21 protein-coding genes are annotated in these 24,536 nt (G+C 63.8%); 8 read left to right on the top strand and 13 right to left on the bottom strand.

Annotated elements, in window-relative coordinates:
* Nucleotides 1–7: 7 nt before the first annotated feature.
* Both ppgK and map read right to left on the bottom strand, forming a co-directional pair.
* Nucleotides 8–811 carry a polyphosphate--glucose phosphotransferase gene (ppgK, locus tag ABD742_RS14100; RefSeq protein WP_308193894.1) on the bottom strand — a complete coding sequence of 268 codons (804 nt, stop codon included), beginning with the start codon at nucleotides 809–811 and terminating at the stop codon, nucleotides 8–10.
* Nucleotides 812–883: 72 nt separating this feature from the next.
* On the bottom strand, nucleotides 884–1,762 hold the full coding sequence (gene map, locus ABD742_RS14095) for a type I methionyl aminopeptidase (RefSeq protein ID WP_234753865.1): 879 nt from the start codon (nucleotides 1,760–1,762) through the stop codon (nucleotides 884–886).
* A gap of 115 nt (nucleotides 1,763–1,877) precedes the next feature.
* On the opposite strand from map, the gene ABD742_RS14090 reads away from it, so the two are divergent.
* Nucleotides 1,878–2,042: an SPOR domain-containing protein gene (locus ABD742_RS14090; protein WP_234753867.1), complete on the top strand. Its 165-nt coding sequence runs from the start codon at nucleotides 1,878–1,880 to the stop codon at nucleotides 2,040–2,042.
* A gap of 12 nt (nucleotides 2,043–2,054) precedes the next feature.
* Here ABD742_RS14090 and panB read toward each other — a convergent pair whose 3' ends face one another.
* The gene (gene panB, locus ABD742_RS14085) at nucleotides 2,055–2,966 is read right to left on the bottom strand and encodes a 3-methyl-2-oxobutanoate hydroxymethyltransferase (RefSeq protein WP_234753869.1); all 912 of its coding nucleotides are present in this window, start codon (nucleotides 2,964–2,966) and stop codon (nucleotides 2,055–2,057) included.
* Between the two features lie 190 nt (nucleotides 2,967–3,156).
* On the opposite strand from panB, the gene ABD742_RS14080 reads away from it, so the two are divergent.
* The 3 genes from ABD742_RS14080 to ABD742_RS14070 are packed head-to-tail and all read left to right on the top strand — an operon-like array spanning nucleotide 3,157 to nucleotide 8,089.
* Entirely contained in the window at nucleotides 3,157–4,497 is a 1,341-nt protein-coding gene (locus ABD742_RS14080; RefSeq protein WP_234753871.1) for a glutamine synthetase family protein, read from the top strand.
* A 9-nt stretch (nucleotides 4,498–4,506) separates the two neighbouring features.
* Nucleotides 4,507–7,518 (top strand): bifunctional [glutamine synthetase] adenylyltransferase/[glutamine synthetase]-adenylyl-L-tyrosine phosphorylase, encoded by a 3,012-nt coding sequence (locus ABD742_RS14075; protein WP_234753872.1) that lies wholly within the window; start codon nucleotides 4,507–4,509, stop codon nucleotides 7,516–7,518.
* Between the two features lie 49 nt (nucleotides 7,519–7,567).
* A complete protein-coding gene (locus tag ABD742_RS14070; RefSeq protein ID WP_234753873.1) occupies nucleotides 7,568–8,089 on the top strand; it encodes a GNAT family N-acetyltransferase in 522 nt (173 codons plus the stop codon).
* Between the two features lie 7 nt (nucleotides 8,090–8,096).
* Here the strand turns inward: ABD742_RS14070 and ABD742_RS14065 are convergent, their stop codons facing one another.
* On the bottom strand, nucleotides 8,097–8,357 hold the full coding sequence (locus tag ABD742_RS14065) for a hypothetical protein (RefSeq protein ID WP_234753875.1): 261 nt from the start codon (nucleotides 8,355–8,357) through the stop codon (nucleotides 8,097–8,099).
* A gap of 220 nt (nucleotides 8,358–8,577) precedes the next feature.
* Between ABD742_RS14065 and ABD742_RS14060 the strand changes: the two genes are divergently transcribed.
* Nucleotides 8,578–8,742 (top strand): DUF2207 domain-containing protein, encoded by a 165-nt coding sequence (locus ABD742_RS14060; protein WP_148667595.1) that lies wholly within the window; start codon nucleotides 8,578–8,580, stop codon nucleotides 8,740–8,742.
* Nucleotides 8,743–8,931: 189 nt separating this feature from the next.
* Here ABD742_RS14060 and glnA read toward each other — a convergent pair whose 3' ends face one another.
* A complete protein-coding gene (gene glnA / locus ABD742_RS14055) occupies nucleotides 8,932–10,356 on the bottom strand; it encodes a type I glutamate--ammonia ligase (RefSeq protein ID WP_234753877.1) in 1,425 nt (474 codons plus the stop codon).
* Nucleotides 10,357–10,675: 319 nt separating this feature from the next.
* Between glnA and ABD742_RS14050 the strand changes: the two genes are divergently transcribed.
* Entirely contained in the window at nucleotides 10,676–11,113 is a 438-nt protein-coding gene (locus ABD742_RS14050) for an RDD family protein (RefSeq protein WP_234753878.1), read from the top strand.
* A 65-nt stretch (nucleotides 11,114–11,178) separates the two neighbouring features.
* Here the strand turns inward: ABD742_RS14050 and ABD742_RS14045 are convergent, their stop codons facing one another.
* From ABD742_RS14045 to lipB, 3 genes are all read right to left on the bottom strand, one after another.
* Entirely contained in the window at nucleotides 11,179–11,943 is a 765-nt protein-coding gene (locus ABD742_RS14045) for a DUF4191 domain-containing protein (protein WP_234753880.1), read from the bottom strand.
* 89 nt (nucleotides 11,944–12,032) lie between these two features.
* The gene (gene lipA / locus ABD742_RS14040) at nucleotides 12,033–13,052 is read right to left on the bottom strand and encodes a lipoyl synthase (RefSeq protein WP_344788259.1); all 1,020 of its coding nucleotides are present in this window, start codon (nucleotides 13,050–13,052) and stop codon (nucleotides 12,033–12,035) included.
* Nucleotides 13,049–13,717: a lipoyl(octanoyl) transferase LipB gene (lipB, locus tag ABD742_RS14035; protein ID WP_234750010.1), complete on the bottom strand. Its 669-nt coding sequence runs from the start codon at nucleotides 13,715–13,717 to the stop codon at nucleotides 13,049–13,051. Before lipB ends, lipA begins: the two co-directional genes overlap by 4 nt.
* A 192-nt stretch (nucleotides 13,718–13,909) precedes the next feature.
* Between lipB and ABD742_RS14030 the strand changes: the two genes are divergently transcribed.
* Entirely contained in the window at nucleotides 13,910–15,499 is a 1,590-nt protein-coding gene (locus ABD742_RS14030) for a serine/threonine-protein kinase (protein WP_344788257.1), read from the top strand.
* A gap of 4 nt (nucleotides 15,500–15,503) precedes the next feature.
* On the opposite strand, the gene ABD742_RS14025 is transcribed toward ABD742_RS14030, so the two are convergent.
* Nucleotides 15,504–16,403, bottom strand: a complete 900-nt coding sequence (locus tag ABD742_RS14025) for a TIGR01777 family oxidoreductase (RefSeq protein WP_234750014.1) — start codon at nucleotides 16,401–16,403, stop codon at nucleotides 15,504–15,506.
* A gap of 83 nt (nucleotides 16,404–16,486) precedes the next feature.
* Between ABD742_RS14025 and ABD742_RS14020 the strand changes: the two genes are divergently transcribed.
* Nucleotides 16,487–20,023: a S41 family peptidase gene (locus tag ABD742_RS14020; RefSeq protein ID WP_234750016.1), complete on the top strand. Its 3,537-nt coding sequence runs from the start codon at nucleotides 16,487–16,489 to the stop codon at nucleotides 20,021–20,023.
* Nucleotides 20,024–20,099: 76 nt separating this feature from the next.
* Here the strand turns inward: ABD742_RS14020 and ABD742_RS14015 are convergent, their stop codons facing one another.
* The 4 genes from ABD742_RS14015 to lpdA form a co-directional block, all read right to left on the bottom strand.
* Complete coding sequence (locus ABD742_RS14015) at nucleotides 20,100–20,528, bottom strand: OsmC family protein (RefSeq protein WP_234750018.1); 429 nt, start codon at nucleotides 20,526–20,528, stop codon at nucleotides 20,100–20,102.
* Nucleotides 20,529–20,741: 213 nt separating this feature from the next.
* Complete coding sequence (locus ABD742_RS14010) at nucleotides 20,742–21,095, bottom strand: hypothetical protein (protein ID WP_234750020.1); 354 nt, start codon at nucleotides 21,093–21,095, stop codon at nucleotides 20,742–20,744.
* A gap of 124 nt (nucleotides 21,096–21,219) precedes the next feature.
* The gene (sucB, locus tag ABD742_RS14005) at nucleotides 21,220–22,959 is read right to left on the bottom strand and encodes a 2-oxoglutarate dehydrogenase, E2 component, dihydrolipoamide succinyltransferase (RefSeq protein WP_234750022.1); all 1,740 of its coding nucleotides are present in this window, start codon (nucleotides 22,957–22,959) and stop codon (nucleotides 21,220–21,222) included.
* 106 nt (nucleotides 22,960–23,065) lie between these two features.
* A complete protein-coding gene (gene lpdA / locus ABD742_RS14000) occupies nucleotides 23,066–24,448 on the bottom strand; it encodes a dihydrolipoyl dehydrogenase (protein ID WP_234750024.1) in 1,383 nt (460 codons plus the stop codon).
* Between the last annotated feature and the right edge of the window lie 88 nt (nucleotides 24,449–24,536).

Below are 24,536 nucleotides of genomic sequence, written 5' to 3'. Positions count from 1 at the left end.
ACCACTGCTACTTGGCCAGGTTGTGGTGGAGGGCGACGTCCAGCGCGGCCCCCACGATTCCGGCGTCGTTCTTCAGTTCCGCGGTGACGATGCGGGTCCGCAGATTCAAATGGGGGAAGTACTCGTCCGAACGCTTCGAAATGCCGCCACCGATGATGAAGAGTTCGGGGGAGAACAGGAACTCGACGTGGGAGAGATAGCGCTGCAGCAGCACGCTGTATTCTTCCCAGCTCAAGCCGTCGCGTTCACGCGCGACGGCGGATGCCTTCGTTTCGGCGTCGTGGCCGTCCACTTCGAGGTGGCCTAGCTCGGCGTTGGGCACGAGGTGCCCGTTGAAGATGAAGGCCGAGCCGATGCCCGTGCCGAGTGTGATGACCAGGACCGTGCCGTCGACCCCTTCGCCTGCGCCGTAGCGGGCTTCGGCGAGACCGGCTGCGTCGGCATCGTTGATGACCTCGACGGGACGGTCCAGGCGCTTGGTGAGCAGCGAATCAATGTCGGTGTCGAGCCAGGACTTGTCCACGTTGGCGGCAGAGCGGACCACGCCGTGCTGGATGATTCCGGGGAAGGTGACTCCCACGGGCGAACCCTTGGCCGGAGCATCCTCGCGGGCCGACAATTCTTCGACGATCTGTGCGATCACTTCGGCGACGGCTTCGGGAGTGGCGGGCTGCGGCGTCGGGATGCGGAGGCGGTCCCCGAGCAGCTTGCCCTTCTTGAGATCGACGATGCCGCCCTTGATGCCGGTGCCACCGACGTCGATGCCGATCAGCGGGCCGTTCTTGTGGATCTTCTCATCCTTCTTGGTCAATGCGTTTCCGTTCATGGCAGGAGGGGTGGGCATGTCGCAGCACGAACGGCTGCAGGTGACCTTCCGGCGAGCTTAAGGAAGAGTCAGGATTTCGGCGCCGGTCTCGGTGACCAACAGGGTGTGTTCGAATTGCGCGGTCCGTTTGTGGTCGCGGGTGACTACGGTCCATTCATCGGGCCACATGTCCCACTCGACCGTTCCGAGGGTGAGCATGGGTTCAATCGTGAAGACCATGCCTGCTTCGATCACGGTGTTGTAGGCCGGCGCGGCGTCGTAGTGGGGGATGATCAGGCCCGTGTGGAAGGCCTCGCCGACGCCGTGGCCTGTGAAGTCGCGGACCACGCCGTAGCCGAAGCGTTTCGCGTAGGACTGGATGGCCCGGCCGATCACGTTGATTTCGCGGCCCGGCGCTACGGCCTTGATGGCCCGGTTAAGCGACTCCCGGGTACGTTCAACCAGGAGCCGGGACTCTTCGTCGACGTCTCCCACCAAGAAGGTGTAGTTGGTGTCACCGTGGACGCCGTTGATGTAGGCCGTGATGTCGATGTTCAGGATGTCGCCATCCTGCACGACAGTGCTGTCCGGAATGCCGTGGCAGATGACCTCGTTGAGCGAGGAGCACAGGGACTTGGGGAAGCCGCGGTAGCCAAGCGTCGACGGGTAGGCGTGGTGGTCCAGAATGAACTCGTGGCCGATCCGGTCCAACTGGTCCGTCGTGACGCCAGGCTCGATGTGCTTGCCGACTTCGACGATCGCCCGGGCAGCAATTTTGCTGGCGATGCGGATCTTCTCGATGGTTTCCGCCGATTTGACCTCTGAACCGGTGAACTTCGCGGGTCCCGGCTTGCCAACGTACTCCGGGCGCGGGATGGACCCCGGTACAGGCAGCTGCGGGCTGACGGTTCCACGGGTGAGCGTGCCGATGGGTGCGGTCAGAGCGGGAGAAGGCATAGATTGATCATATAAGGGACGCACGAGACGCAAGTAACTAAGTAGCTAAATATCGGCCCGCACGAAGGGCAACCGGCCCCGCCGAGCTTACGGCGGCATTCGCAAAGGAGAAACCGTGGCGGAGTTCTGGTACAACGTTCAGACACACCAAATCGAAGAGGACGCGTTGTCCGACTGGTCCCAGCTGATCGGTCCTTACAAGACCCGCGAGGAAGCCGAGCATGCCCTCGAAAAGGTCAAGGCCCGCAACGAAGCCTGGGACAAGGACGACGAGGACTGAAGCTGTGTCCTCCTAGAAGGAGTGTTCCGGGCCTGGGAACTGGCCGGACCTGACGTCGTCGGCGTACGCCCTCGCTGCCTCGCTCAGGGTGGTGCGCAGATCCGCATACTGCTTCACGAACTTTGCCATCTTGCCGCCGCGCAGTCCGGCCATGTCCTGCCACACCAGAACCTGTCCCGTGGTTGCGTTGCCTGCGCCGATACCGATAGTCGGCACCTCAATGGCTGCGTCGACGGCGGCTGCGGTTTCAGCGGGAACCATCTCCATGAGCACACAGAACGCCCCGGCATTTGCGAGGGCAACGGCGTCTTCGACCAGGCGCGCGGCGTCATCGCCCCGGCCCTGGACGCGATAGCCGCCCAGTGAGTGTTCGCTCTGGGGCGTGAAGCCGATGTGCGCCATGACGGGAATGCCTGCCTGGACCATGGCCCGCACAGTTCCGGCATAGAACGCGCCGCCTTCGATCTTGACGGCGTGTGCCAGGCCTTCCTTCAGGAAGCGAACGCCCGTTGCCACTGCCTGCTCCGGCGACACTTCGTAGCTCCCAAAGGGAAGATCTGCCACTACCAAGGCACGCTTGGCGGATCGGGCCACCGCGCGGCACAAGGGAAGGAGTTCGTCGACGGTCACGGGGAGGCTGGTTTCGTTCCCGAAGACGTTGTTGGAAGCCGAATCGCCTATCAGCAGGACCTCGATGCCGGCCTGGTCGAAAATTTCAGCCGTGTATTGCTCGTAGGCGGTCAACATTGCAAAGCGCTCACCCTTGGCCTTGGCCTGTTGCAGGTGATGGGTGCGGATCCTGGTGGCGGGCTTCGGCGTTGAAGCATCCGCTGAAGCTCCGGAACCTGCAGCGGCAGGTCCGGTTCCGTAGGGCGCAGGAACTTCGGCGGGCATGCTGGAATCGGAACTGTTGCTTGGGGCCATGAATAGAGCGTATGCGGTACCGGCCGTGCTAGCCACCGGCGCATGAGGAGCCTCACATTTGTAAACGCTGTGTTACGCGAACCGGGGGTGCAGCCATTCCGGGCCAATGCTTAGTAGAGTGAATGCTGAGTTGTCGTCGGCTTCGAACTTCGAACCCGCGGCATGGACGTTGACCCGGAAATGAGGCCCCATGGACCGCCAGCAAGAGTTCGTTCTGCGGACTATCGAAGAGCGTGATGTGCGCTTCGTACGCTTGTGGTTTACCGACGTCGTCGGTTCCCTGAAGTCGGTGGCACTTGCGCCGGCGGAAGTGGAAGGCGCCTTCGAGGAGGGCCTGGGTTTCGACGGCTCGGCGATCGAGGGCCTCGCGAGGGTGTTCGAATCCGACATGCTGGCCCAGCCGGACCCCTCCACGTTCCAGATCCTTCCGTGGCGTGGGGAAACCGAGCAGACCTCCCGGATGTTCTGCGACATCCTGACCCCCGACGGCGAGCCGTCGGCTGCCGACCCCCGGAACGTGCTCAAGCGCACCCTCGCCAAGGCCGCGGACATGGGCTTCACGTGCTACACGCATCCTGAGATCGAGTTCTACCTCCTCAAGTCCCAGGACCTCGACGCCAACGGCGTTCCTGTTCCCGTTGACGAGGGCGGCTACTTCGACCACGTGCCCGGCGGCGTGGCACAGGACTTCCGCCGCACGGCCGTCACCATGCTTGAATCCGTGGGTATCTCCGTGGAGTTCAGCCACCACGAAGGCGGACCCGGCCAGAACGAGATCGATCTCCGCTACGCGGATGCCCTCCAGACGGCGGACAACATCATGACCTTCCGCACGGTCATCAAGGAAGTGGCCCTGCAGCAGGGTACCTACGCCACGTTCATGCCCAAGCCGTTCACCGACCACCCGGGTTCGGGCATGCACACGCATTTCTCGCTGTTCGAGGGTGACACCAATGCCTTCTACGAGGCCGGCGCGGAATTCCAGTTGTCCAAGACCGCACGCCAGTTCATTGCAGGCATCCTGCACCACGCGCCGGAATTCACCGCCGTCACCAACCAGTTCGTCAATTCGTACAAGCGTCTCTGGGGCGGCGGCGAGGCGCCGAGCTACCTGAGTTGGGGCCACAACAACCGTTCCGCCCTGGTTCGGGTGCCGCTCTACAAGCCGGGCAAGGGCCAGTCCGCGCGGATCGAATACCGCGGGATTGACTCCGCCACGAACCCGTACCTCGCCTACGCCGTGTTGCTGGGTGCCGGGCTCAAGGGCATCGAGGAAGGCTACGACCTTCCGGCCGCGGCGGAAGACGACGTTTGGTCGCTGACCACGGCCGAGCGCAAGGCGATGGGTCACACTCCGCTGCCGGCCAGCCTCCACGATGCCATCCGCGCCATGGAAGATTCGGAACTCGTAGCGGACATCCTCGGCGAACAGGTCTTTGACCACTTCCTGCGCAACAAGCGTGCGGAATGGCAGGATTACCGGCTCCAGGTCACACCCTACGAGCTCAAGCGCAATCTCGGCATTCTCTAGGCTGTGAGTGTGAGCCTGGCCCGCCGGCTCATCTCAGCCGGTTTCAGCGATCTTGAAAAGGGTGAACGGTTCCTTGCCGCGCGTGAACTCGAGGGCATCGACCAGGACACGATCTTTGCCGGCCTGCACCTGAGCGCCAACCCGGACACCGCGCTCCAGTCGCTCGTCCGTTTGATTGAGAAGCATCCCTCACTCAGGCAGCTCGCGGGGGAGCACCCGGATCGCAGCGAGCCGCTTTACCGATTGCTGGGGGCATCCGAGGCCTTGGGGGAGTTCCTGATCAGGCATCCGGAACATCTGGACGTCTTCGATGTCCGCGTCAGCCCGGAACCCTTGTCCGCCGACGCCGGTGAGCTGCGGAGGAAGCTGCTCCGATCGGTCAAAGCAGACCCCAATTCTCCCCGGCCCGTTGCCGCGATGACGGGAGCCCGCGCCTACACCGCTCTGCGGACTGCTTACCGGCGCGGGCTCACCGAACTGGCCATCAAGGACCTCTGCGCCGCGAGTCCCCAAGACTTCATGCCCGCCGTCGGCGCCGAACTGGCCGACCTCGCCGGTGCGGCGATAGAAGCGGCCCTCGCGGTTGCCAGGGCAGAAGCCGCGGCGACTTTCGATCCCGCCGATATTGCCGGCGTCGGGCTGGCCGTCATCGGCATGGGCAAATGCGGTGCCCGCGAGCTCAACTACATTTCCGACGTCGACGTCATCTACGTGATCGAGGCGCCGAACCTGGAGGACGCCGAGGCCGCAACCATCGGCACGGCCCTGGCCGCCGGGATCTCCCGTGCCATTTCGTCCACGGGATCCGAACCCGGGCTGTGGGAGGTCGACGCGAATCTTCGGCCCGAGGGGAAATCGGGACCCCTCGTCAGGACGTTGCCCTCGCACTTGAGCTACTACGCGAAGTGGGCTGAAAGCTGGGAGTTCCAGGCGCTCCTCAAGGCCCGGACGATCGCAGGGGACAGGGATCTGGGCTCGCGTTACGAGCAGGCCGTCCAACCGCTCGTGTGGGCTTCGGCCGGCCGGGAAGGATTCGTGGAATCGGTGCAGGCGATGCGCCGGAGGGTGACGAACAACATCGCTCCGGCGGAAGAACAGCGCCAGATCAAACTCGGTCCCGGCGGCTTGCGCGATGTCGAGTTCACGGTGCAGCTCCTGCAACTCGTCCACGGAAAGTCCGATGAAACGCTCCGTTGCCGGGATACGACGTCGGCGATATCCGCGCTGTCCGCGGGCGGCTACATCGGCCGGGTGGACGCCGCTGCCTTCGACGCCGCCTACCGCTATCTGCGGGTTCTTGAGCACCGCATCCAGTTGTTCCAGATGCGCCGTACCCACCTCATGCCCACGAGCCAGGAGTCCTTGCGTTTCCTCGCGAAGGCAGTCCTGGGACCTTTTTCCACGGGGAGGCCGCATCCGGACGCCCTGATCGAAACCTGGCAGAAGACCAAACGGTCCGTTCGAGAACTGCACGATCGGATCTTCTACCGGCCGCTGCTCAACACTGCCGCGAAGCTGAGCACCGAAGACGCCCGGCTCACTCCGGAGGCCGCCCAAGGCCGCCTTGCAGCGCTCGGCTACCGCGACCCGCAAGGGGCCATGCGCCATATCGAGGCCCTCACGGCGGGTGTCAGCCGCCGCGCCGCCTTGCAGCGGCAACTGCTCCCCATCCTTCTCGGCTGGCTCGCCGAAGGTGTCGACCCCGACGCCGGACTGCTCGCCTTCCGTCGCGTCAGCGAAGCCCTCGGAACCACCCATTGGTATCTCGGGATGCTCCGGGACTCCCAAGCGGCGGCCGAGCGGCTTTGCCACGTGCTCTCCAACTCGCGGTTGATCGCCGATCTTCTGGAGGTTTCCCCGGAATCCGTTGCGTGGCTTGGTGCCGACAAAGAACTCATGCCGCTGAGCTTCGAAGCGCAGTGGCAGGAAATCCAGTCCAAGATGTCGCGCCACGCCGATCCTGCGAACGCGATGCGGCTCATCCGGCTCATCAGGCGCCGGGAAATCCTCCGGATCGCCATCGCGGACAGTTCCGGCCTCCTGGAACAAGACGCAGTGGGCGCGGCATTGGCCGATGCCGACCGGGCTGCGGTTCTGGGCGCCTTGCACGTCGCCGAGGCCGTCGTGGTTTCCGATGGGCTCCTCAAGACGCAGGTGTTGGTGGTTGCCATGGGCAGGCAAGGCGGACGCGAGATCGGCTACGGCTCGGACGCCGACGTCATGTACGTCCATCGCGCTCTTCCCGACGCGAGTGAATCCGAAGCCCAGCAACAAGCCCTTGCCATCGTGGGGCACATTTCCACTTTGCTGACCCAACCCCTCAAACCGGCCATCCTGGCGGAGCGGGTCCTCAGAGTCGACGCCGATCTTCGCCCCGAGGGGAAGAGCGGGGCCATGGTCCGTTCCCTCGAGTCATACGCGGAGTATTACCGGCGGTGGTCCCTCATCTGGGAAGCCCAGGCGCTGTTGCGGGCCCAGCCAATGGCCGGCAACGACGATTTGGCCGCGGAGTTCCTCCGGCTCATCAACCCGATCCGCTACCCGGAATCGCTCGCAGAGACAGATGTGCGCGAGATCCGACGCGTCAAGGCACGGGTTGAGTCGGAACGGCTCCCGAGAAACGCCGATCCGGCCAGGCATGTAAAGCTCGGCAGGGGCGGACTCAGCGACGTCGAATGGCTTGTCCAGCTGCTGCAGCTCCAACACGCAGGGAAGCATCCGCAACTCCGGACGACTTCCACCCCGCAGGCCCTCGACGCGATTGAGTCGTTGGGCTTGATCGACAAGAGTGACATCGTGTTGCTACGCGAAGCCTGGCGGCTCGCGAGCCGTATCCGCTCGGCGAATGTGATCTGCACCGGGCGTGCCTCCGATCTCCTCCCTGCCTCCCGCAGGGATCTCGAGGCCGTTGCCAGGTGGTGTGGCTACGCTCCTGGGCAAGCCGCGGTGTTCGAGGAAGATTATCTGCGTCTGAGCCGACGGACCCGGGCCGTGTTTGAGAAGGACTTCTACGGCCAGTGAGCTCCAGCCAGGCCGCTTCGCGGAGTGCGGAGACGGCTAAGCTTGAAGGATGCTGGAAACCGTGTGGCTCATTCCTTTGAAGGATCTCGACGACGATGCCCGCGCCATCAAGCTCGGCGACGTCGCGGCGATGGAATTGGCCGCAGGGCAGCAAGACTTCGTCGGGGACCCGTTCAAGATGATGCTTATGGGCCTCGAAGACGAAAGCCGCCTGCCGTACGTGATCGAAGCGGCCGGCGCCGCTGTCGGAGTCTTTACCTTGCAGGCCGGCGCCGCGACCTTGGCGGGATGGCCCGACGACGATTCCGCCTGGCTCCTGCGTGGATTCCTGATCGACCAGACGCGCCAAGGGCGGGGCCTGGGCTCCTTGTCGGCTGTAGCTGCGGCCCGGGAAGCGCAGAAGCTGACAGCGAGGCTGGGTGGCGGGCAGGACGGCGTCGTGCTCTCCGTCAACGAACGCAATCCCGCCGCCAAGGCCGCTTACGTAAACGCGGGTTTTCTCCAGACGGGCAGGTACTTGGGTGGTTCCGCCGGTCCGCAATGGACCATGTACCGGGGTTTCGGCTACTAGGGCGTATCTAGGACTCGACGAGCGTCAAGATTGTTTCCGGGCGCACGCCGTCGAATTTCATCGCTTCGGCCGCAGTTTCGGACTCCATCATTCGCTGGAACGTTTCCATGTCCGGGACTTCGACTATCAGTCCGACACGGTTGGTTTTCGCCGGGTCTGCGAACGTTCGAACCGTAATGCCCATGGGTCCGAAGATTTCTTCCCGTTTTGGTGAGCTGAGCCAGTGCTCAACGTCGTCGACCTCATGGAAGATCATCAAGGTTGTCATCGTATGCCTCCGCTTTCAGAAGTTGCGTCAGGAGCCGGAAGGGATGAGGACTCTCTTGAGCATCCTGATCACGCTGAACGTACCACGGCGTCCACGTCGGCGACAGGCTTTCCGTGAGCGCGGATTGGAATAATAAGCATACTTACAGTAAGGTTGCTGAGGTTTGCACAGCGATAAAGGCAATCTTCAGAATGTTTACGACTGAAACGGAAGGTACATCATGAATGTCATCCTCGGAATCGTCGCGGTCATCGCGATCCTTTTCTTTATCATTGGCGGAACTGTCAAGGCCCTGGGATTCCTTCTCTGGATCGCCCCGATACTGATCGTCTTGGCGATTATCGTCTTCCTCTTCAGGTTGATTAGCGGGCGCCGGCGGGTGTAGGAAAAATTGGGGGTCCCGCCCCGGCGATCCGGGGCCTTTACAAGAGAACGGCTGTGTCTTGACGGACACAGCCGTTCTTTTTTGTGGGCTTGCGCCTGTCGACGCTTTTAGCGTCTGTGGACGCTAAAAGGAAAAGGGCCACAGTTCACAAAATGAACTGTGGCCCTTCATTTGCCTCTTGCGGGGTTACTAGACGCCGTAGTAGAGCTCGAACTCGTACGGGTTCGGGCGCAGCGACAGCGGACGGATCTCGTACTCGTACTTGTACTCGATCCAGGTGTCGATCAGGTCCTGGGTGAAGACGCCGCCAGCCTGCAGGAACTCGTTGTCCTCGCGCAGGGCCTCGAGTGCTTCCTCGAGGGAACCCGGAGCCTTGGGGATGTCCTTGGCTTCCTCGGCAGGCAGCTCGTACAGGTCCTTGTCGATCGGAGCCGGGGGCTCGATGCGGTTGCGGATGCCGTCGATACCGGCCATGAGCTGGGCGGAGAACGCCAGGTACGGGTTGGAGGCGGCGTCCGGAGCGCGGAACTCGATGCGCTTGGCCTTAGGGTTGGAGCCCGTGATCGGGATGCGGATGCCGGCGGAGCGGTTACCCTGCGAGTAGACCATGTTGACCGGAGCTTCGAAGCCCTTGACCAGTCGACGGTAGGAGTTGACCGTCGGGTTGGTGAAGGCGAGCACAGCAGAGGAGTGCTTCAGCAGGCCGCCGATGTACCAGCGTGCAGTGTCGGACAGGCCGGCGTAGCCCTTCTCGTCGTAGAACAGCGGGTCGCCGTTGCTCCAGAGCGACTGGTGGCAGTGCATACCCGAGCCGTTGTCACCGAAAATCGGCTTCGGCATGAAGGTTACGGACTTGCCGTACTCCCACGCGGTGTTTTTGATGACGTACTTGAACTTCTGCAGGTCGTCGGCAGCGTGCACCAGCGTGGTGAACTTGTAGTTGATCTCAGCCTGGCCTGCGGCGCCGACTTCGTGGTGCGAGCGCTCGACTTCGAGGCCTGCTTCGTCCAGGGCGAGGCACATGGCGTCGCGGAGGTCAGCCTGATGGTCAACCGGGGATACCGGAAAGTAACCGCCCTTGAAGGGGGTCTTGTAACCGAGGTTTCCGCCTTCTTCTTCGCGGCTCGTGTTCCAAGGGGCTTCAATCGAGTCGACCTTGTAGAAGGAACCCTGCGGGGAGGATTCGAACTGGACGTTGTCGAAGACGTAGAACTCAGCTTCGGGGGCAAAGAATGCCGTGTCCGCAATGCCAGTGGAGGCCAGGTAAGCTTCGGCCTTTTCGGCAACGCCGCGCGGGTCGCGGTGGTACGGGTCTCCCGTGCGGGGGTTCACGATGGAGAAGTTCAGTGCGAGGGTCTTCTCGATGCGGAAGGCATCGATGAAGGCCGTGGTTACGTCCGGAATGAGCTGCATGTCGGACTCGGCGATGCCCTGGAAACCGCGAATGGAAGATCCGTCAAAGAGCTGGCCGTTGACAAAGAAGTCAGCGTCAACGCTCTTTGCCGGCACATTGAAGTGCTGCTGGACGCCCGGAAGATCGGTGAAGCGGATATCGACGAATTTAACATCTTCGTCTTTGATGAACTTGAGGACTTCGTCCGCAGTCTTGAACATCTATGCTCCTAACGCATAACAGGTAACAGGCCCCTCGGGCCGTCTGGTCCAGCGCAAACCGAAAGCAGGGAAACAAAAAAGTATCCCTGATGCGGCGGCTAGCAACTTCTCCAACCATAGGGAAATGGGATTTCCCCGGAGTGTCAGTATTGTTTCGAGCAGGTTACAGAACTGCCTGCCGTGTAAACGCTACTGGTCTACTGCAGTGCCAGTCTATGTCTTACGTCTGTGTGTCTGTTTCCTTGCGGAAACTGTGAACGATCCACCACCCGCGACCACCGCCGCAAACCATCCGATGGTGAAGCCGTAAGCTTGAAGCGTGGTTGATCGTAAAGATATTGGTTCATGGCTCACAGGGCCGGACACGTCCGGAATCTCCAAGTACCCGGGAGCGCGGCTCGGCCTGCCCGAGTCCGGCCCCGGCTCCATGGCACGGGCCGGCCGTCGCATCCTGGCAATCTGCATCGACTGGGTCATTGCCCTGGTGATCAGCAACTTTGCCTTCGGCGGCAACCAGTGGGCGACACTTGCCGTTTTTGCGGTGGAGCAGATCCTTCTCATCGGCACGCTGGGCTACAGCATCGGACACCGGGTTGCGGGCATCCACGTGGTACGGCTCGGAGGAACGCAGGCAGGACCCTTGGCTGCCTTCGTCAGGACGATCCTCCTGTGCCTGGTGATTCCCGCGGTTGTTTTCGATCCTGACCAGCGTGGCCTCCACGACAGGGCCATGAACACAATCCTCATTCGTATGTAATTATTTCGCGGACAAAAAAGCCGCCCGTTCCTGGAGATTCCAGGAACGGGCGGCTTTTGTTTTGGTTAGCGTCCGCGTGCTGCCTTGCGGTCAGGGCGTGCCTTGTAGGGGTCGATACCCTTGGGGATCGGCAGGCGGTTGCCGAGCGAAGAGATCCGCTTGCTGACAGCGCCGACCTCAACCTTGGTGAGCTCGTTCTTGTATTTGTTCATGGTCTTTGCGATCTGGCTGATGGGCACTTGGCCTTCGCCACGACCGCTTTCAATCACGTGAATGGTGACGTTCGGCAAGATGCGGGCGAGCTTCTTGCGCTCGGCGTCAACCAGCGGCTTGACGCGGTGCGACGGTCCTTCGCTGACCAGCACGACGCCGGGACGGCCAATGGCGCGGAAGACGGCATCCTGGGTACGCGGGTTGACGGCGACCGGCTGGTCCTCAGTGATCCAGCCGCGGCGCAGGGTCCCCAAAGCCGCACCGGAAGCTCCGGGCTGGTTCTCGATCTGCGCGAAGGCCGCACGTTCCGCGCGGCGCGAGAGGATGAAGACAGCTGCCAACAGGCCCAAGGGGATGCCGATGATCAGGCCTGTGACCCAGTTGTTCAGGAGGAGCCCGACGACGAGGCTGACAGCAATGACGCCAAGGAACGCCAGCAGCATGAGCCACACGACGATGGGGTCATTACGGCGGGTCATCTTGAAGACCTCGCCGATCTGCTTCAGCTGGCTCGGCTTCTTGGCCTTGGCTTCCTTGGGCTTGCGGGAAAACAAGCCGCGCTTGGGAGCGTCGGCAGCCGATGTTGTCGAGTTGCTGGAATCAGGGGATTTCGCCATAGTGCCTTAATTCTACGTGATTTATGCCAAAGGACCGGACGCCGGATTTGTGCGGGGTCCGGTCCTTTGACCGTGCTTTAGCCGACGTGCTATGCGTGGTTTGCGAGGAGGGTGCGGGCTTCCTGGCGGGTGGTGCCGGAGTCCTGGATGCCTTCGGCGATGTGGGCCAGGTGGTCGGGGATTTCGCGGCCTTTCTTGCGCATCGCGGTGGCCCAGAGGCGTCCGGCGCGGTAGGAGGAGCGGACCAGGGGGCCGGACATGACGCCGAGGAAGCCGGTTTCCTCGGCTTCGGTGGCGAGTTCGACGAATTCCTGGGGTTTGACCCAGCGGTCCACGGGCAGGTGCCGTTCGGACGGGCGCAGGTACTGGGTGATGGTGATCAGGTCACAGCCGGCGGCGCGCAGGTCGGTAAGGGCTTCGGAGATCTCTTCCCGGGTTTCGCCCATGCCCAGGATCAGGTTGGATTTGGTGACCATGCCGGCGGCCCGGCCCTGGCTGATGACGTCCAGGGAGCGGTCGTAGCGGAACGCGGGGCGGATGCGCTTGAAGATCCGGGGCACGGTTTCGACGTTGTGCGCGAAGACCTCCGGGTTCGAGTCGCAGATCGCCTGGATGTGTTCGGGTTTGCCGGAGAAGTCGGGGATGAGCAGTTCGACGCCGGTGCCGGGGTTCAGTTCGTGGATCTTGCGGACGGTTTCGGCGTAGAGCCAGACGCCTTCGTCTGCCAGGTCGTCGCGGGCGACGCCGGTGACGGTGGCGTAGCGCAGGGCCATGGCCTGGACGGAGCGGGCGACCTTGGTGGGTTCGAACATGTCCACCGGGGAGGGTTTGCCGGTGTCGATCTGGCAGAAGTCGCAGCGGCGGGTGCATTCGGAGCCGCCGATCAGGAAGGTCGCCTCCTTGTCTTCCCAGCACTCGAAGATGTTCGGGCAGCCGGCTTCCTCGCAGACGGTGTGCAGGCCTTCTTTTTTCACGAGGTTCTTCAGGCCCACGAATTCCGGGCCCATCTGGACCTTGGCCTTGATCCACTCGGGCTTGCGTTCGACCGGGACGGCTTTGTTGCGCTGTTCAACGCGCAGCAGCTTACGGCCTTCAGGTGCCAGGGTCACTGGAGTGCTCCTTCGGGGCTGGATACGAGTGCTTCTTCGTGCTTGCGGAACTCTTCCACGAAGCGCTCGGCAATGTCGGCCGGGTTGATGGTCCTGCCGGTCTCAATGGACATGGTGGTGACGGTGGCGTCGGTGATGCCGCACGCGATGATCTGTGCGTAGGGAGCGAGGTCGTTGCTGCAGTTGATGGCCACGCCGTGCATGGTGACGCCGTCCAGGACGCGGATGCCGATCGCGGCGATCTTGCGGTCCGGACCCTTTTCATCGGCGAGGACCCAGACTCCGGCCCGGCCTTTGACGCGCGTGGCCTTGATCCCGTAGTCCTCCATGATAGCGATCATGACGGCTTCGAGGCGCTCGACGTAGTCACGGATCCCGGCGCGGTTCTTCAGCTTGAGGATGGGGTAGGCAATGAGCTGCCCGGGTCCGTGCCAGGTCAATTTCCCGCCGCGGTCCACGGGAACAACCGGCGTGCCGTCAAACGGGCGCTCGTGGTCCTCCGTGAGCTTGCCTGCCGTGTAGACCGCGGCATGTTCAAGGAGCAAGACGGTGCTGGGTATATCGCCGGCAACAACCTTGTTGTGGAGTTCGCGCTGGATATCCCAGCCCTGCATGTAGTCAACGAAATCCGGGGCAAGACCCAGCTGTGAAAACTCAAGAGTCATGGGGACAAGCTTAGACCCCGCTGGACGCAGGCCATGATTTTGTGGCCAAGCTCTCAGTCGTACTCGGCTTGCTTGCTGGGCTCCTGCCCTCTGGCCTGTGGATAACTTCTGCGGCAATCCGCGATTTCCGGTATTTGTTGAGGCATGGAGACTTTTTCGCCCGGCGAGAGTGGTCAGGACCATGAGGGGGACATGCCCTCCCTGGACATCGAACCTTCGGAACCCGTGATCCCAGGATTTGTTCCGGTCCGTGAGCTGGGCCGCGGCGGGAGCGCCACGGTGTGGCTCGCAACAGAGCAGCGGTCGGGGAACAGTTTCGCCGTGAAATGCCTCGGCCGGAGCCCGTCGACGGTGGATCCAGGCGAGGCCAAGTCATCCGTGCTGCGTGAGGTGCGGCTTCTGTCCAGGCTGGACCATGAGCACCTCGTCAAGGTCCACGGCGTTGTTGAGTTGGCAGGGACCTTCGACGGCGGCTTGGGCGTGGTCATGGATTATGCCCCCGGGGGATCCCTCGGGCAGTTGGTGTCCAGCAGGGGGCGTCTTGGCGTGGGTGAGACGGTGACCATCCTGACGCCCCTCGCGCAGGCATTGGCCTATCTGCATCGCCAAGGTATGACACATTCCGATGTTTCGCCCGGCAATGTGCTCTTCACTGCCCAAGGAAAGCCGCTCCTCTCGGACATGGGCATTTCCCGCGTGGTGGGGGACGCTTCCGGGGTCCCTGAGTCCGGAACTCCCGGATTCGTGGATCCCGATCCGATTGTCCGGGGGACCGCGGAACTCCAGCCGCAGCGCGATACCTACGCCCTCGCTGCCCTTGGCTGGTATTGCCTCACCGGTTCCGCTCCGGACACTGCGGCACGCAGGCCGCCTCTGACATTGCTCGTGTCCGCGGTCCCCACAGCCTTGGCCGTTGCCATCGAGGCCGGGCTTCATCCCGATGGGCAGCAGCGGCCCTCCGCGGCCGAATTGGGTGTCGCGGTCTACCGGAGCGCAGCGCCTGAAGCCGTGGACCTTTCGGTATCGGTGCACGCGACGGTTGTTCCGGAACTGATGACCCGGCGTCGGGCTTCCGGTCCTCGCTCAAAGCGCGCCCGCATCGCGGCGCTCTTCAGCCGCTTCCGCTCGCCGGTGGCAGGACGAACGCGCCGGCGGGCGGTTGCGCCGGTTTCCGTGCGACGGCGGGTGGCGTCCATTGTGCTCGCCGTCGGGTTAGTTGCAGGTGCCGGATCGGTAACCACAGTGTGGTGGGCCGGCCAGGAAGGGCGAAGGGCGAACGAGCCAGGCTTGCAGGGCAATACCGGGCGAGGAACCGTCCTCGACGAAGTTCCCGCGGCAGCAGAAGTTCCTGCGCCGGCAGAAGTTCCTGCGGCAGCAAGGGGCTTGATCCGATCCACAAACCCCGAGGAAGCCATCAGGGGACTGTCCGCGATCCGGGACACAGCGTTGAGTTCCGGCAAGTTCGAGCTCCTGGACCACGTCAATGTGCAGGGCTCGGCGGCCGCCGCCTCGGATGGAAAGCTCAGGGATGAATTGATCGGCGCCGGCTTGGTTCTCGCGGGCTTTTCCACCACTTTGACCAGCGTGAGCGTGGAAGGCCCTCCCAGCCCGGACCGGGCAACAGTTGCTGTCACGGTGCAAACCTCCGCCTACGAAGAACGGGAGGCCTCAGGGAAGGTAGTCGGAGCGCGTCCCCGGGGTAAACCACAGGAACTCAGGGTGGTTCTCCAGCGTGGCGAGGACGCGTGGGGGATCACGGAGATCTTGGCCAAGCAGTCTTAAGCGATCATTTGCCGCCACTCGCCACCCATCGGGCGGCGTCCGTCAGCGCGGGGTGCTGCCAGGCGAAGCCTGAGTCCATCAGCTTTGCCGGTTCCATGCGCTGGTTGGCGAGGACAAGTTCCTCTGCCAGATGGCTGCCGAGGGCCAGGCGCAGCGCGGGGGCAGGTACGCGTAGGAACGCCGGCCGGTGCAGGGCCGCCGCCAGTTGCGCAACGATGGCGTTGACGTCGGCGCTTTCCGGGGCGCACACGTTGACGGGACCTTCGAGCGACGAGTTGAGCAGGTATTCGAAGGCCGAAACTTCATCCACGAGGGAAATCCACGGCCAATACTGCCGGCCGTTTCCCAAAGGTCCGCCCACGCCCATCTTCAACAACGGAAGGAGCGGCCCCAACGCTCCGCCAGCAGGGCTGAGGACCACACCTGTACGTGGCGTCACCACTCGTACGCCGGCGGGTGCCGTGTGGGCGGCGGCCTCCCAATCGACGCACAGGGTGGCCAGCATGCCTTTGCCCGGCCCTGCGTCCTCCCGGAGCAGGCCGGCGCGGGACGAACCGTAGTAACCCGAGGCCGACTGGCTCAGGAACGTTCGGGGCGGAGTTCCCAGCCGTCCCATGGCCGCCGTGAGCGTTTTGGTTGTCCGCAAGCGCGAGTCGATGATGTCCCGCACGCGTGCTTTGGTCCATCGGCGCTCCCCGATGCCTGCCCCGGAGAGGTTGACCACCGCGTCTGCGCCGTCGAGTACCGCCTCATCCAGTTGACCGGCGGCCGGATCCCAATATGCCGAGCCGGCTCCTGCAGGCGGGCGGCGAACCAGCCGGACGACCTCGTGCCCACTGGCCAGGAGATGCGCGGAGAGCGCGGTTCCGATGAATCCTGAAGCACCCGATATCACGATTCGCATGCCTCATCTCATCATGGCAAGCATCACTTCGGCATTACGGCAGGCCTCAGAGGGCTCGCTTCTCCGTTGACTATGATCGAACAATGACCTCCTCCAGCTACTTCCGTTTCCCGCATTTGCACGGTGATTTGATCACTTTCGTGGCCGAAGACGACGTTTGGATTGCGCCCGCGGCCGGAGGCCGCGCGTGGCGGATTTCGGCCCAGCAGCTCCCTGCACGCAATCCCCGCTTCACCCCGGACGGCAAACGGCTCGTCTGGACGACGATCGTCGGGGCCGCTCCCGAGGTGGTGACGGCCAATGTCGACGGCGGCGGGTACCGGCAGTTGAGCTACTTCGGTCACAGCAGCACCCGCGTCAAGGGATTCACCTCCTCAGGCGACATTGTGGTCACCACGGCTTTCGAACAGGCTGAGGGGCGGCACACGCATGCCTACGCCTTGCCGCTCGACGGCGGCCCCGCTGTCGGGCTTCCTTTTGGCCCGGTCGAATCGGTGGCGTTCGGCCCGGAAGTGGGGGATGAACGTCCCGTTGTCCTTGCCAGCGTGCTCTCCCGCGAGCCCGCCTGGTGGAAGAGGTACCGGGGCGGTACCGCGGGGAAACTGTGGATCGACGCCGACGGGAACGGCGAGTTCGCCCGCTTGCTTCCCGAGCTCGACGGGAACCTCGCGGACCCGCTGTGGGTAGGCGGACGGATCGCCTTCCTCTCGGACCACGAGGGCTACGGAAATCTCTATTCGGTGCAGCCGGACGGTTCGGATCTGCGCCGGCACACCGATCACGAGGACTTCTATGTCCGGCACGCTGCGAGTGACGGCAATCGGGTCATCTTCGAATCGGCGGGCGGGTTGTGGATCCTGCCGACGCTCGAGGCCGATGCCGAGGCGGTGCGGCTGGACATCAGCCTGGGCTCGGCATCCCAGTCGCGCCGGCCGGCACCCCTCAAAGTCGCCGCGCATTTGGGCGACGTCTTCCCCAACGCTGCCGGTACGGCCAGCGCGGTGGAATCCCACGGAACCATCCACTGGCTGCGCCATAAAGACGGACCGTCCCGGGTGGTCGAAGCGACTCCGGGCGTGCGGGCAAGGCTTCCCCGGCCCCTCATCGACGGTCGTATCGCCTTTGTGGCGGACCACGACGGCGTCGATTCCATGTACATCAAGAGGATTGCCCCGCGTTTTTCAGGGCCGGCCGTTGAGGCTCCAGTCCAGGACGCCGCACCCGCGCCACGCGAAGCTGAAGAGGACGGGGCCGGACAACTGCCCCGCCCCGTCTCGGCGTCGGCCATTACGGGACAGGCCGCGACGTCCGCGGTTCGACTGCCGGAACCGCACGCGGAGCCCGCTACGGCGTCCGCGGACGCTGAGGCTGCCCCGGTCAACCCGGCCGGTGGCGGAGCCGGGGAGTCACGGCTTGACTTCCTGAGGATCGATTTCCCCAGGGCGGCACGTCCCAGCGCCCTCGAAGCCAGTCCCGATGGCCGGTGGCTTGCCGTGGGTACCGCCTTCGGGGACGTTTACCTGGCCGACACTGCCAGTGGCACCTTGTCGCCGCTTGTCAGCGTGGGGGACGGCAGCATTGATGGCCTCGCTTGGTCGCCGGACTCACAATGGCTCGCATGGTCCGAGCCTGTGACGTCCTTCGGCTCGCGGAGCAAGTTGCGCATGGTCAACACCGCCAACCCGGAAGACATCGTGGAGGTCACCGACGGCCGCTTCTGCGACGAATCGCCGGCCTTCACTCCCGATGGCAAATTCCTCGCGTTCCTCTCGAACCGCAGCTTTGATCCCGTCTACGACGGCCATGCCTTCGACTTGTCTTTCCCCAGCCCCATCAAGCCGTACCTCGTTGCACTCGCTGCAGCCACTCCATCGCCCTTCGGCCCGGTAGTGGATCTGCTGGACGAGGATGAAGCGGACGCCCTACCCGAAGGGAAGAACGGCGCGACGAACGGGGCGAAAGACGGTACGGGGGATGGTGCCGGGACCGCCGTCAAGGTCCGCGTCGACCGTGAGGGGCTGCCGTTGCGCGTCATCGGCGTCCCGGTGCCGCAGGGCAACTACTCGGCGCTTTCGGCCTCCAGCGGCGCACTGCTGTGGCTCGACACCCCGCTCTCGGGTGTCACGGGAGATGGCCGTGGCACGGTACAGGACAAGGCGCCTGCTCCGGCCTTGGTCCGCTACGAGCTTTCGAAGCAGAAGCAGGTAACACTCGCGTCCGCGGTTGAGCGCTACCGATTGTCCGGAGACGGGAAGAAACTGGTCTTCGTCAACGACAAGCAGGTTGTCGCCGTACCGTCCGACGCCAAGGTTGAGGAAGAATCGGGCGAGCTAGTCAAGGTTGAGCTGAACCGGATCCGGGTGGTCATGGATCCGTTGGCCGTATGGGGACAGGCATTCGACGAAGCGTGGCGGCTGCAGCGGGACTTCTTCTGGACCGAAGACATGGCCGGCCAGGACTGGGATTCGGTGCACGGACGGTACCGTCCCGTCGTCGAACGCCTGGGTTCGCACGACGACTTGGTGGACCTTCTGTGGGAACTGCACGGTGAGCTCGGCACTTCCCACGCTTACGTGCGTCCGGCCGCTGTGGGCGAACCCGGGAGCAATGGACAGGGCAGGCTCGGTGCCGACCTCAAGCTCACGGAGGCCGGTTGGGAGATCACGCGCATCCTCGCCGGAGACACTTCCGACCCCCTGGCCAACTCGCCGCTGACGCGGCCGGGAGCCGACGCGAAGGTGGGCGACGTGGTCCTGGCGATCGACGGCGTCGGGCTCTCCGCAGACCGTACTCCGGCCAAACAACTGGTGGGCGCAGCGGGCCGGACAGTGGAACTCACGATCTTGAATGGCGGCGGGCACGGTGAGGCGGCAGGCCAGCAGCGGCGGATCGCTGTGGTTCCGGTGAAGGATGAGGAACGCTTGCGGTACCAGGAATGGGTGCACGCCAACAGGCGCACCGTGCGCGAGGCCTCGGACGGAAAGTTCGGCTATCTGCATGTCCCGGACATGATGGCCAACGGCTGGGCGCAGCTTCACCGGGATCTCGATACTGAGACCGCGCTGGACGGATTGATTGTCGATGTGCGGCGGAACCGCGGCGGCCACACCTCGCAGCTCGTGGCTGAACTGATCGGCCGCAAGGTCACCGGCTGGAGCATGCCGCGTGGCGAAAAGCCGCGTACATACCCGCATCACGCCCCACGCGGCCCGGTCATTATCCTCACCGACGAATTCGCAGGCTCCGACGGCGACATCATCACGCAGGTGTCCAAACTCCGCGGCATCGGCCCGGTCATCGGCACCCGAACCTGGGGCGGAGTGGTGGGCATCGACAACCGTTTCGCCCTGGCTGACGGCACCGGCGTGACCCAGCCGCGCTATGCCACGTGGTTCTCCGGCGGCATCGGCTGGAGCGTGGAGAACTTCGGCGTTGAGCCTGACATCGAAGTGGTGTTCCCGCCCCACGCTTATGCCGCCGGCACCGATCCCCAGTTGGAGTACGGGATCGGCGCACTCAAGGAAATGGTCCAGGAACTACCCACGGACCGGCCACCGCTGCGTGAAGGCTACCGCAAGGTCCGCCCGGCTGCCTTGCCCGCGAGGCCGCAAAAGGACTAGCTCAAGGCCTGCAAAACGAAGTCCCCGCCCTTCCGGAAGGAAAGGCGGGGACTTCGTTGCTTTGGACGTGTTGCCGCTAGGAAGCGAGCGTGGCATCCAGCGTGATCGGAGTTGCCCGGAGTGCCTGGGATACCGGGCAGTTGACCTTGGCGTCTTCGGCGAGGCGCTGGAATTCTTCCTCGGAGACACGGGGGATGCGTGCGCTCACGGTCAGGTGGATGCCCGTGATGCCAACGCCTGGCTGGAAGGTGACGTCGGCCTTGGTGTTGACCTCTTCCGGCGTGAATCCTGCGCCTGCCACGCCGTTGCTGAACGCCATCGAGAAGCATGCCGAGTGTGCTGCGGCAATCAGTTCTTCGGGGCTGGTCTTGCCCTCTGCGGACTCCGCGCGGGCCTTCCAGGTGACGTTGAAGGTTCCGAGTCCGGAGCTGTCCAGCGTGGTGTTGCCGGCGCCTTCGATCAGGTTGCCGTTCCATACGGTGTGTGCGGTGCGTGTTGTAGCCATGTCCACTCCTCAGCGTCGTTGCGAATTGGCATCCGGATACCGGATGCCGCCGGGTTCAATCCTAGGGATTCGACGGCGGCGGCGCACCGCTTGTCCGCTCTCAGAGGATTGTGACTGCCACTCTTTGAGAAGCGACGGTTTAAGCGGCGGCGGCCGCCCGGACGGAGAGTCCAGACGGCCGCGAAGTTTGCTCCGGTCAGCGCATATACGAGGTCACTGCCAGATCGTGGCGATGGCGATATTGACCAATGCCAGGCCGCCGACGCCGTGGGCCAAACCTGTAGAGACCGGTTCGCCCTTCTTGACCTTCCGCGAGCCGATGACGGCGAGCACGGCGACGGCGAGACCGATCGCGAACTTGATACCGAGCTTGAAGTAGTTGGGATCGGCATTGGGCAGCATGGGCAGGATTCCCATCATGGCAACACCGGTGATCAGCTGCACGAAGGCGCCATCCCGCTGGCGCGGGTGGACGGTCGGCTGCTTCAGGGTGGCGATCCAGTAGCCCACGATCATGGCTGCGCCGACGATGTGCAAGAACAGCAGGACGTTGAAGAGGATAGTCATGGCTCCAGCTTAGCCAGAATCTTCTACGAGCCGTAGCAAAGCCACGGGGCAATATCCGGGCATGAAAAACGGGAAGGTCCCGGCGGTTTCCCGTCGGGACCTTCCCGTCACGCGATAACTGGAATCAGAGGCCCAGGTCGGCTTCGAAGGAACCTTCCTCAAGGCGGGCCCTGAGGGTCTGCAGGAAGCGGCCTGCGTCGGCGCCGTCAACCAGGCGGTGGTCGTAGGTCAGCGACAGGTACATCATGGAGCGGATGGCGATCGAGTCATCGCCGTTCTCGTCGGCAACCACGACCGGTCGCTTGACGATGGCCCCGGTGCCCAGGATGCCCACCTGGGGCTGGTTGATGATCGGCGTGTCGAACAGTGCGCCGACAGAGCCGATGTTGGTGATGCTGAAGGTACCGCCGGACAGTTCGTCCGGACCGATCTTCCCCTGGCGGGTGCGGCCGGCGACATCGGCGATCTTGCTGGCCAGGCCGGCAAGGTTCAGGTTGCCGGCGTCGGAAATGACCGGGACCAGCAAGCCCTTGTCGGTGTCCACCGCAATCGCGAGGTGTTCAGCGTTGTGGTAGGTGATTTCCTGCTTGTCTTCGTCGTACGCGGCGTTCAGCTTGGGGTGCTGCTTCAAGGCTTCGGCCACGGCCTTGGCGATGAACGGCAGGAAGGTCAGCTTGACGCCGTTCTGGGCTTCGAAGGAGCCCTTGGCCTTGAGCCGGAGCTTGGCGATCTTGGTCATGTCGACCTCGTGCACCTGGGTGAGCTGCGTTGAGGTTTCAAGGGACTCGCGCATGCGGCGGGCGATGACCTGGCGGATGCGGGGAGCCTTCTCCACGGTCCCGCGAAGCGATGAGGCCGCCACGGGGGCGGCAGCAGGCTTGCTGGGGGCGGCAGGGGCTGCGGACGCCGGGGCGGCGGCTGCTGCCTTCTTGGCGTCGGCCGCGGCAAGCACGTCCTGTTTCCGGATACGGCCGCCGACGCCGGTGCCCGTCACGGTGGTGATGTCGACACCGCTCTGGTTGGCCAGCTTGCGGACGAGGGGGGTGACGTAGCCGGACTCGCTCGAAGACGCTGCGGGTGCGGCGACCGGTGCCGGAGCTGCGGGGGCAGCAACCGGTGCTGCTGCAGGTGCTGCTGCCGGTGCCGGGGCTGCCGGAGCGGGTACGGCTTCAACAACGGGGGCTGCCGCGGCCGGGGCTGCTGCTACGGGTGCCGGTGCTGCTGCGGCGGGGGCGCCGGAGCCGATGACGGCAAGAACGGAACCGACCTCGGCAGTGTCGTCTTCGTTGACGCGGATCTCGAGCAAAGTACCGGCCACGGGGGAGGGGATCTCGGTGTCGACCTTGTCGGTGGAGACCTCGAGGAGCGGTTCGTCCACCTCGACGGTGTCGCCGACGGCCTTGAGCCAGCGGGTGACGGTGCCTTCGGTGACGCTTTCGCCCAAGGCGGGGAGAGTCACGTCGTGACCCGATGCCTCGCTGGAAGCTGCTGCAGGGGCTGCAGGGGCTGCAGGGGCTGCGGCTTCTTCGGCTGCGGGAGCCGGTGCAGCTTCAGGGGCCGGGGCAGGTGCAGGGGTTGCCGGTGCTTCTTCCGCAGGTGCGGCTGCGGGCGCTGCAGCGCCGTTGCTGCCGCTGCCGATCCGAACCAGGGGAGCACCGACTTCGGCGGTCTCGTCCTCAGCTACGAGGATTTCTTCGATAATGCCGGCAATAGGAGACGGGATTTCGGTGTCTACTTTGTCGGTGGAAACTTCGAGCAGGGGCTCGTCGACTTCCACTCGGTCACCAACCTGCTTGAGCCAGCGAGTGACGGTGCCTTCGGTGACGCTTTCACCAAGGGCGGGCAAGTTAACGGATTCAGACATGTCGTCCCCGTTCTCCTTATTGATCTTTAGTGCGGATGAGTGTTGCCTGCTGGGGTCCTGCGCCCGCAGTTCGTGCGGGCGCAGGACCGGGTGTCTTGCTAAAGACTTAGCCGTGGAGCGGCTTGCCTGCCAGTGCGAGGTGGACTTCGCCCAGGGTCTCGTTCTGCGTCGGGTGAGCGTGGATGAACTGCGCCACGTCCTCCGGGTGTGCTTCCCAGTTGACGATCAGCTGTGCTTCGCCGATCTGCTCGCCCATGCGGGAACCGATCATGTGGATACCGACGACCGGGCCGTCCTTCTGGCGGACGACCTTCACGATGCCGCCCGTGCCGAGGATGGAGCTCTTGCCGTTGCCGGCCAGGTTGTATTCCTGGGTCTGGACCTGGTCCTCGCCGAACTTCTCCTTGGCGCCCTTTTCGGTGTAGCCAACAGTGGCGATTTCAGGTTCGCAGAAGGTGACCTTCGGGACGTTCACGTCTTCGACGACCACCGGGTTCAGGCCCGCGATCTCTTCGGCGACGAAGATGCCCTGCTGGTACCCGCGGTGGGCCAACTGGACGCCGGGGACGATGTCGCCGACGGCGTAGACGTTGCCGACGCCGGTGTGCAGGCGTTCGTTGGTGATGACGAAGCCGCGGTCGAGGGTGACGCCTGCCTCTTCGTAACCAAGGTTGGCAGTGACGGGGCCGCGGCCCACGGCAACCAGGAGGAGATCGGCCTCGAAGGTCTGCCCGTCAACCAGGGTGACCTTGACGCCGTTGTCATTCTGCTCGACGCCCTGGAAGAAGACGCCGGTGCTGAACTTGATGCCGCGCTTCTTGAAGGCGCGCTCAAGGTTCTTGACGATGGCAGTGTCTTCGTTGGGAACGAGGGAGGGGAGGCCTTCAACGATCGTGACGTCGACGCCGAAGGACTTCCACACGGAAGCGAATTCGACGCCGATGACGCCGCCGCCGAGCACGATGACGCTCTTGGGGATGTAGTCCATGGTCAGCGCTTCATCGGACGTGATGACGCGGCCGCCGATTTCCAGGCCGGGCAGGGAACGGGAGTAGGAACCCGTGGCAAGGACGATGTTCTTGCCCTTGTAGGCTGTGCCGTTCACGACGACGGTGTCGGTGCCCTGCAGCTTGCCTTCGCCTTCGATGACCGTGATGCCCTTGGACTTGATGAGTCCCTGCAGGCCCTTGTACTTACCGGCGACGATTCCGTCCTTGTAAGCGTTCACGGCAGTGATGTCGATGCTGTCCAACGTGACATTGACGCCGTACTTGGCGGAATCGCGTGCGTGGTCCGCCAGTTCGGCCGAGTGCAGCAGGGCCTTGGTGGGGATACACCCGTTGTGCAGGCAGGTTCCGCCGAGCTTTGCCTTCTCGACGAGACCAACGGTGAAACCAAGCTGAACGGCACGCAGAGCCGTGGCGTAGCCGCCGCTGCCGCCACCGAGTACCAGGATGTCGAATTCTTGCGCAGTTGCCTGATCGGCCACTAGGACGCTCCTCGCGTGAGCGATGACACGCGACTACGCGTCATCTGGTCTTGGAACTTGTACTGCCGCGATTATGCCAGCACCGAAG

Origin of the sequence: Arthrobacter ramosus (assembly GCF_039535095.1) — a bacterium.
Lineage (GTDB): Bacteria > Actinomycetota > Actinomycetes > Actinomycetales > Micrococcaceae > Arthrobacter > Arthrobacter ramosus.
The sequence above is the reverse complement of the archived record's forward strand: the minus strand, read 5'-3'. Positions and strand labels throughout refer to the sequence as shown.

What these genes read in the sequence shown, in the direction of transcription:
- map (WP_234753865.1), bottom strand. Translation starts at nt 1,762, where the DNA reads ATGCCTTCTCCCGCTCTGACCGCACCCATCGGCACGCTCACCCGTGGA.
- panB (WP_234753869.1), bottom strand. Translation starts at nt 2,966, where the DNA reads ATGGCCCCAAGCAACAGTTCCGATTCCAGCATGCCCGCCGAAGTTCCT.
- ABD742_RS14080 (WP_234753871.1), top strand. Translation starts at nt 3,157, where the DNA reads ATGGACCGCCAGCAAGAGTTCGTTCTGCGGACTATCGAAGAGCGTGAT.
- ABD742_RS14070 (WP_234753873.1), top strand. Translation starts at nt 7,568, where the DNA reads ATGCTGGAAACCGTGTGGCTCATTCCTTTGAAGGATCTCGACGACGAT.
- ABD742_RS14065 (WP_234753875.1), bottom strand. Translation starts at nt 8,357, where the DNA reads ATGACAACCTTGATGATCTTCCATGAGGTCGACGACGTTGAGCACTGG.
- ABD742_RS14060 (WP_148667595.1), top strand. Translation starts at nt 8,578, where the DNA reads ATGAATGTCATCCTCGGAATCGTCGCGGTCATCGCGATCCTTTTCTTT.
- glnA (WP_234753877.1), bottom strand. Translation starts at nt 10,356, where the DNA reads ATGTTCAAGACTGCGGACGAAGTCCTCAAGTTCATCAAAGACGAAGAT.
- ABD742_RS14045 (WP_234753880.1), bottom strand. Translation starts at nt 11,943, where the DNA reads ATGGCGAAATCCCCTGATTCCAGCAACTCGACAACATCGGCTGCCGAC.
- lipB (WP_234750010.1), bottom strand. Translation starts at nt 13,717, where the DNA reads ATGACTCTTGAGTTTTCACAGCTGGGTCTTGCCCCGGATTTCGTTGAC.
- ABD742_RS14030 (WP_344788257.1), top strand. Translation starts at nt 13,910, where the DNA reads ATGCCCTCCCTGGACATCGAACCTTCGGAACCCGTGATCCCAGGATTT.
- ABD742_RS14025 (WP_234750014.1), bottom strand. Translation starts at nt 16,403, where the DNA reads ATGCGAATCGTGATATCGGGTGCTTCAGGATTCATCGGAACCGCGCTC.
- ABD742_RS14020 (WP_234750016.1), top strand. Translation starts at nt 16,487, where the DNA reads ATGACCTCCTCCAGCTACTTCCGTTTCCCGCATTTGCACGGTGATTTG.
- ABD742_RS14015 (WP_234750018.1), bottom strand. Translation starts at nt 20,528, where the DNA reads ATGGCTACAACACGCACCGCACACACCGTATGGAACGGCAACCTGATC.
- ABD742_RS14010 (WP_234750020.1), bottom strand. Translation starts at nt 21,095, where the DNA reads ATGACTATCCTCTTCAACGTCCTGCTGTTCTTGCACATCGTCGGCGCA.
- sucB (WP_234750022.1), bottom strand. Translation starts at nt 22,959, where the DNA reads ATGTCTGAATCCGTTAACTTGCCCGCCCTTGGTGAAAGCGTCACCGAA.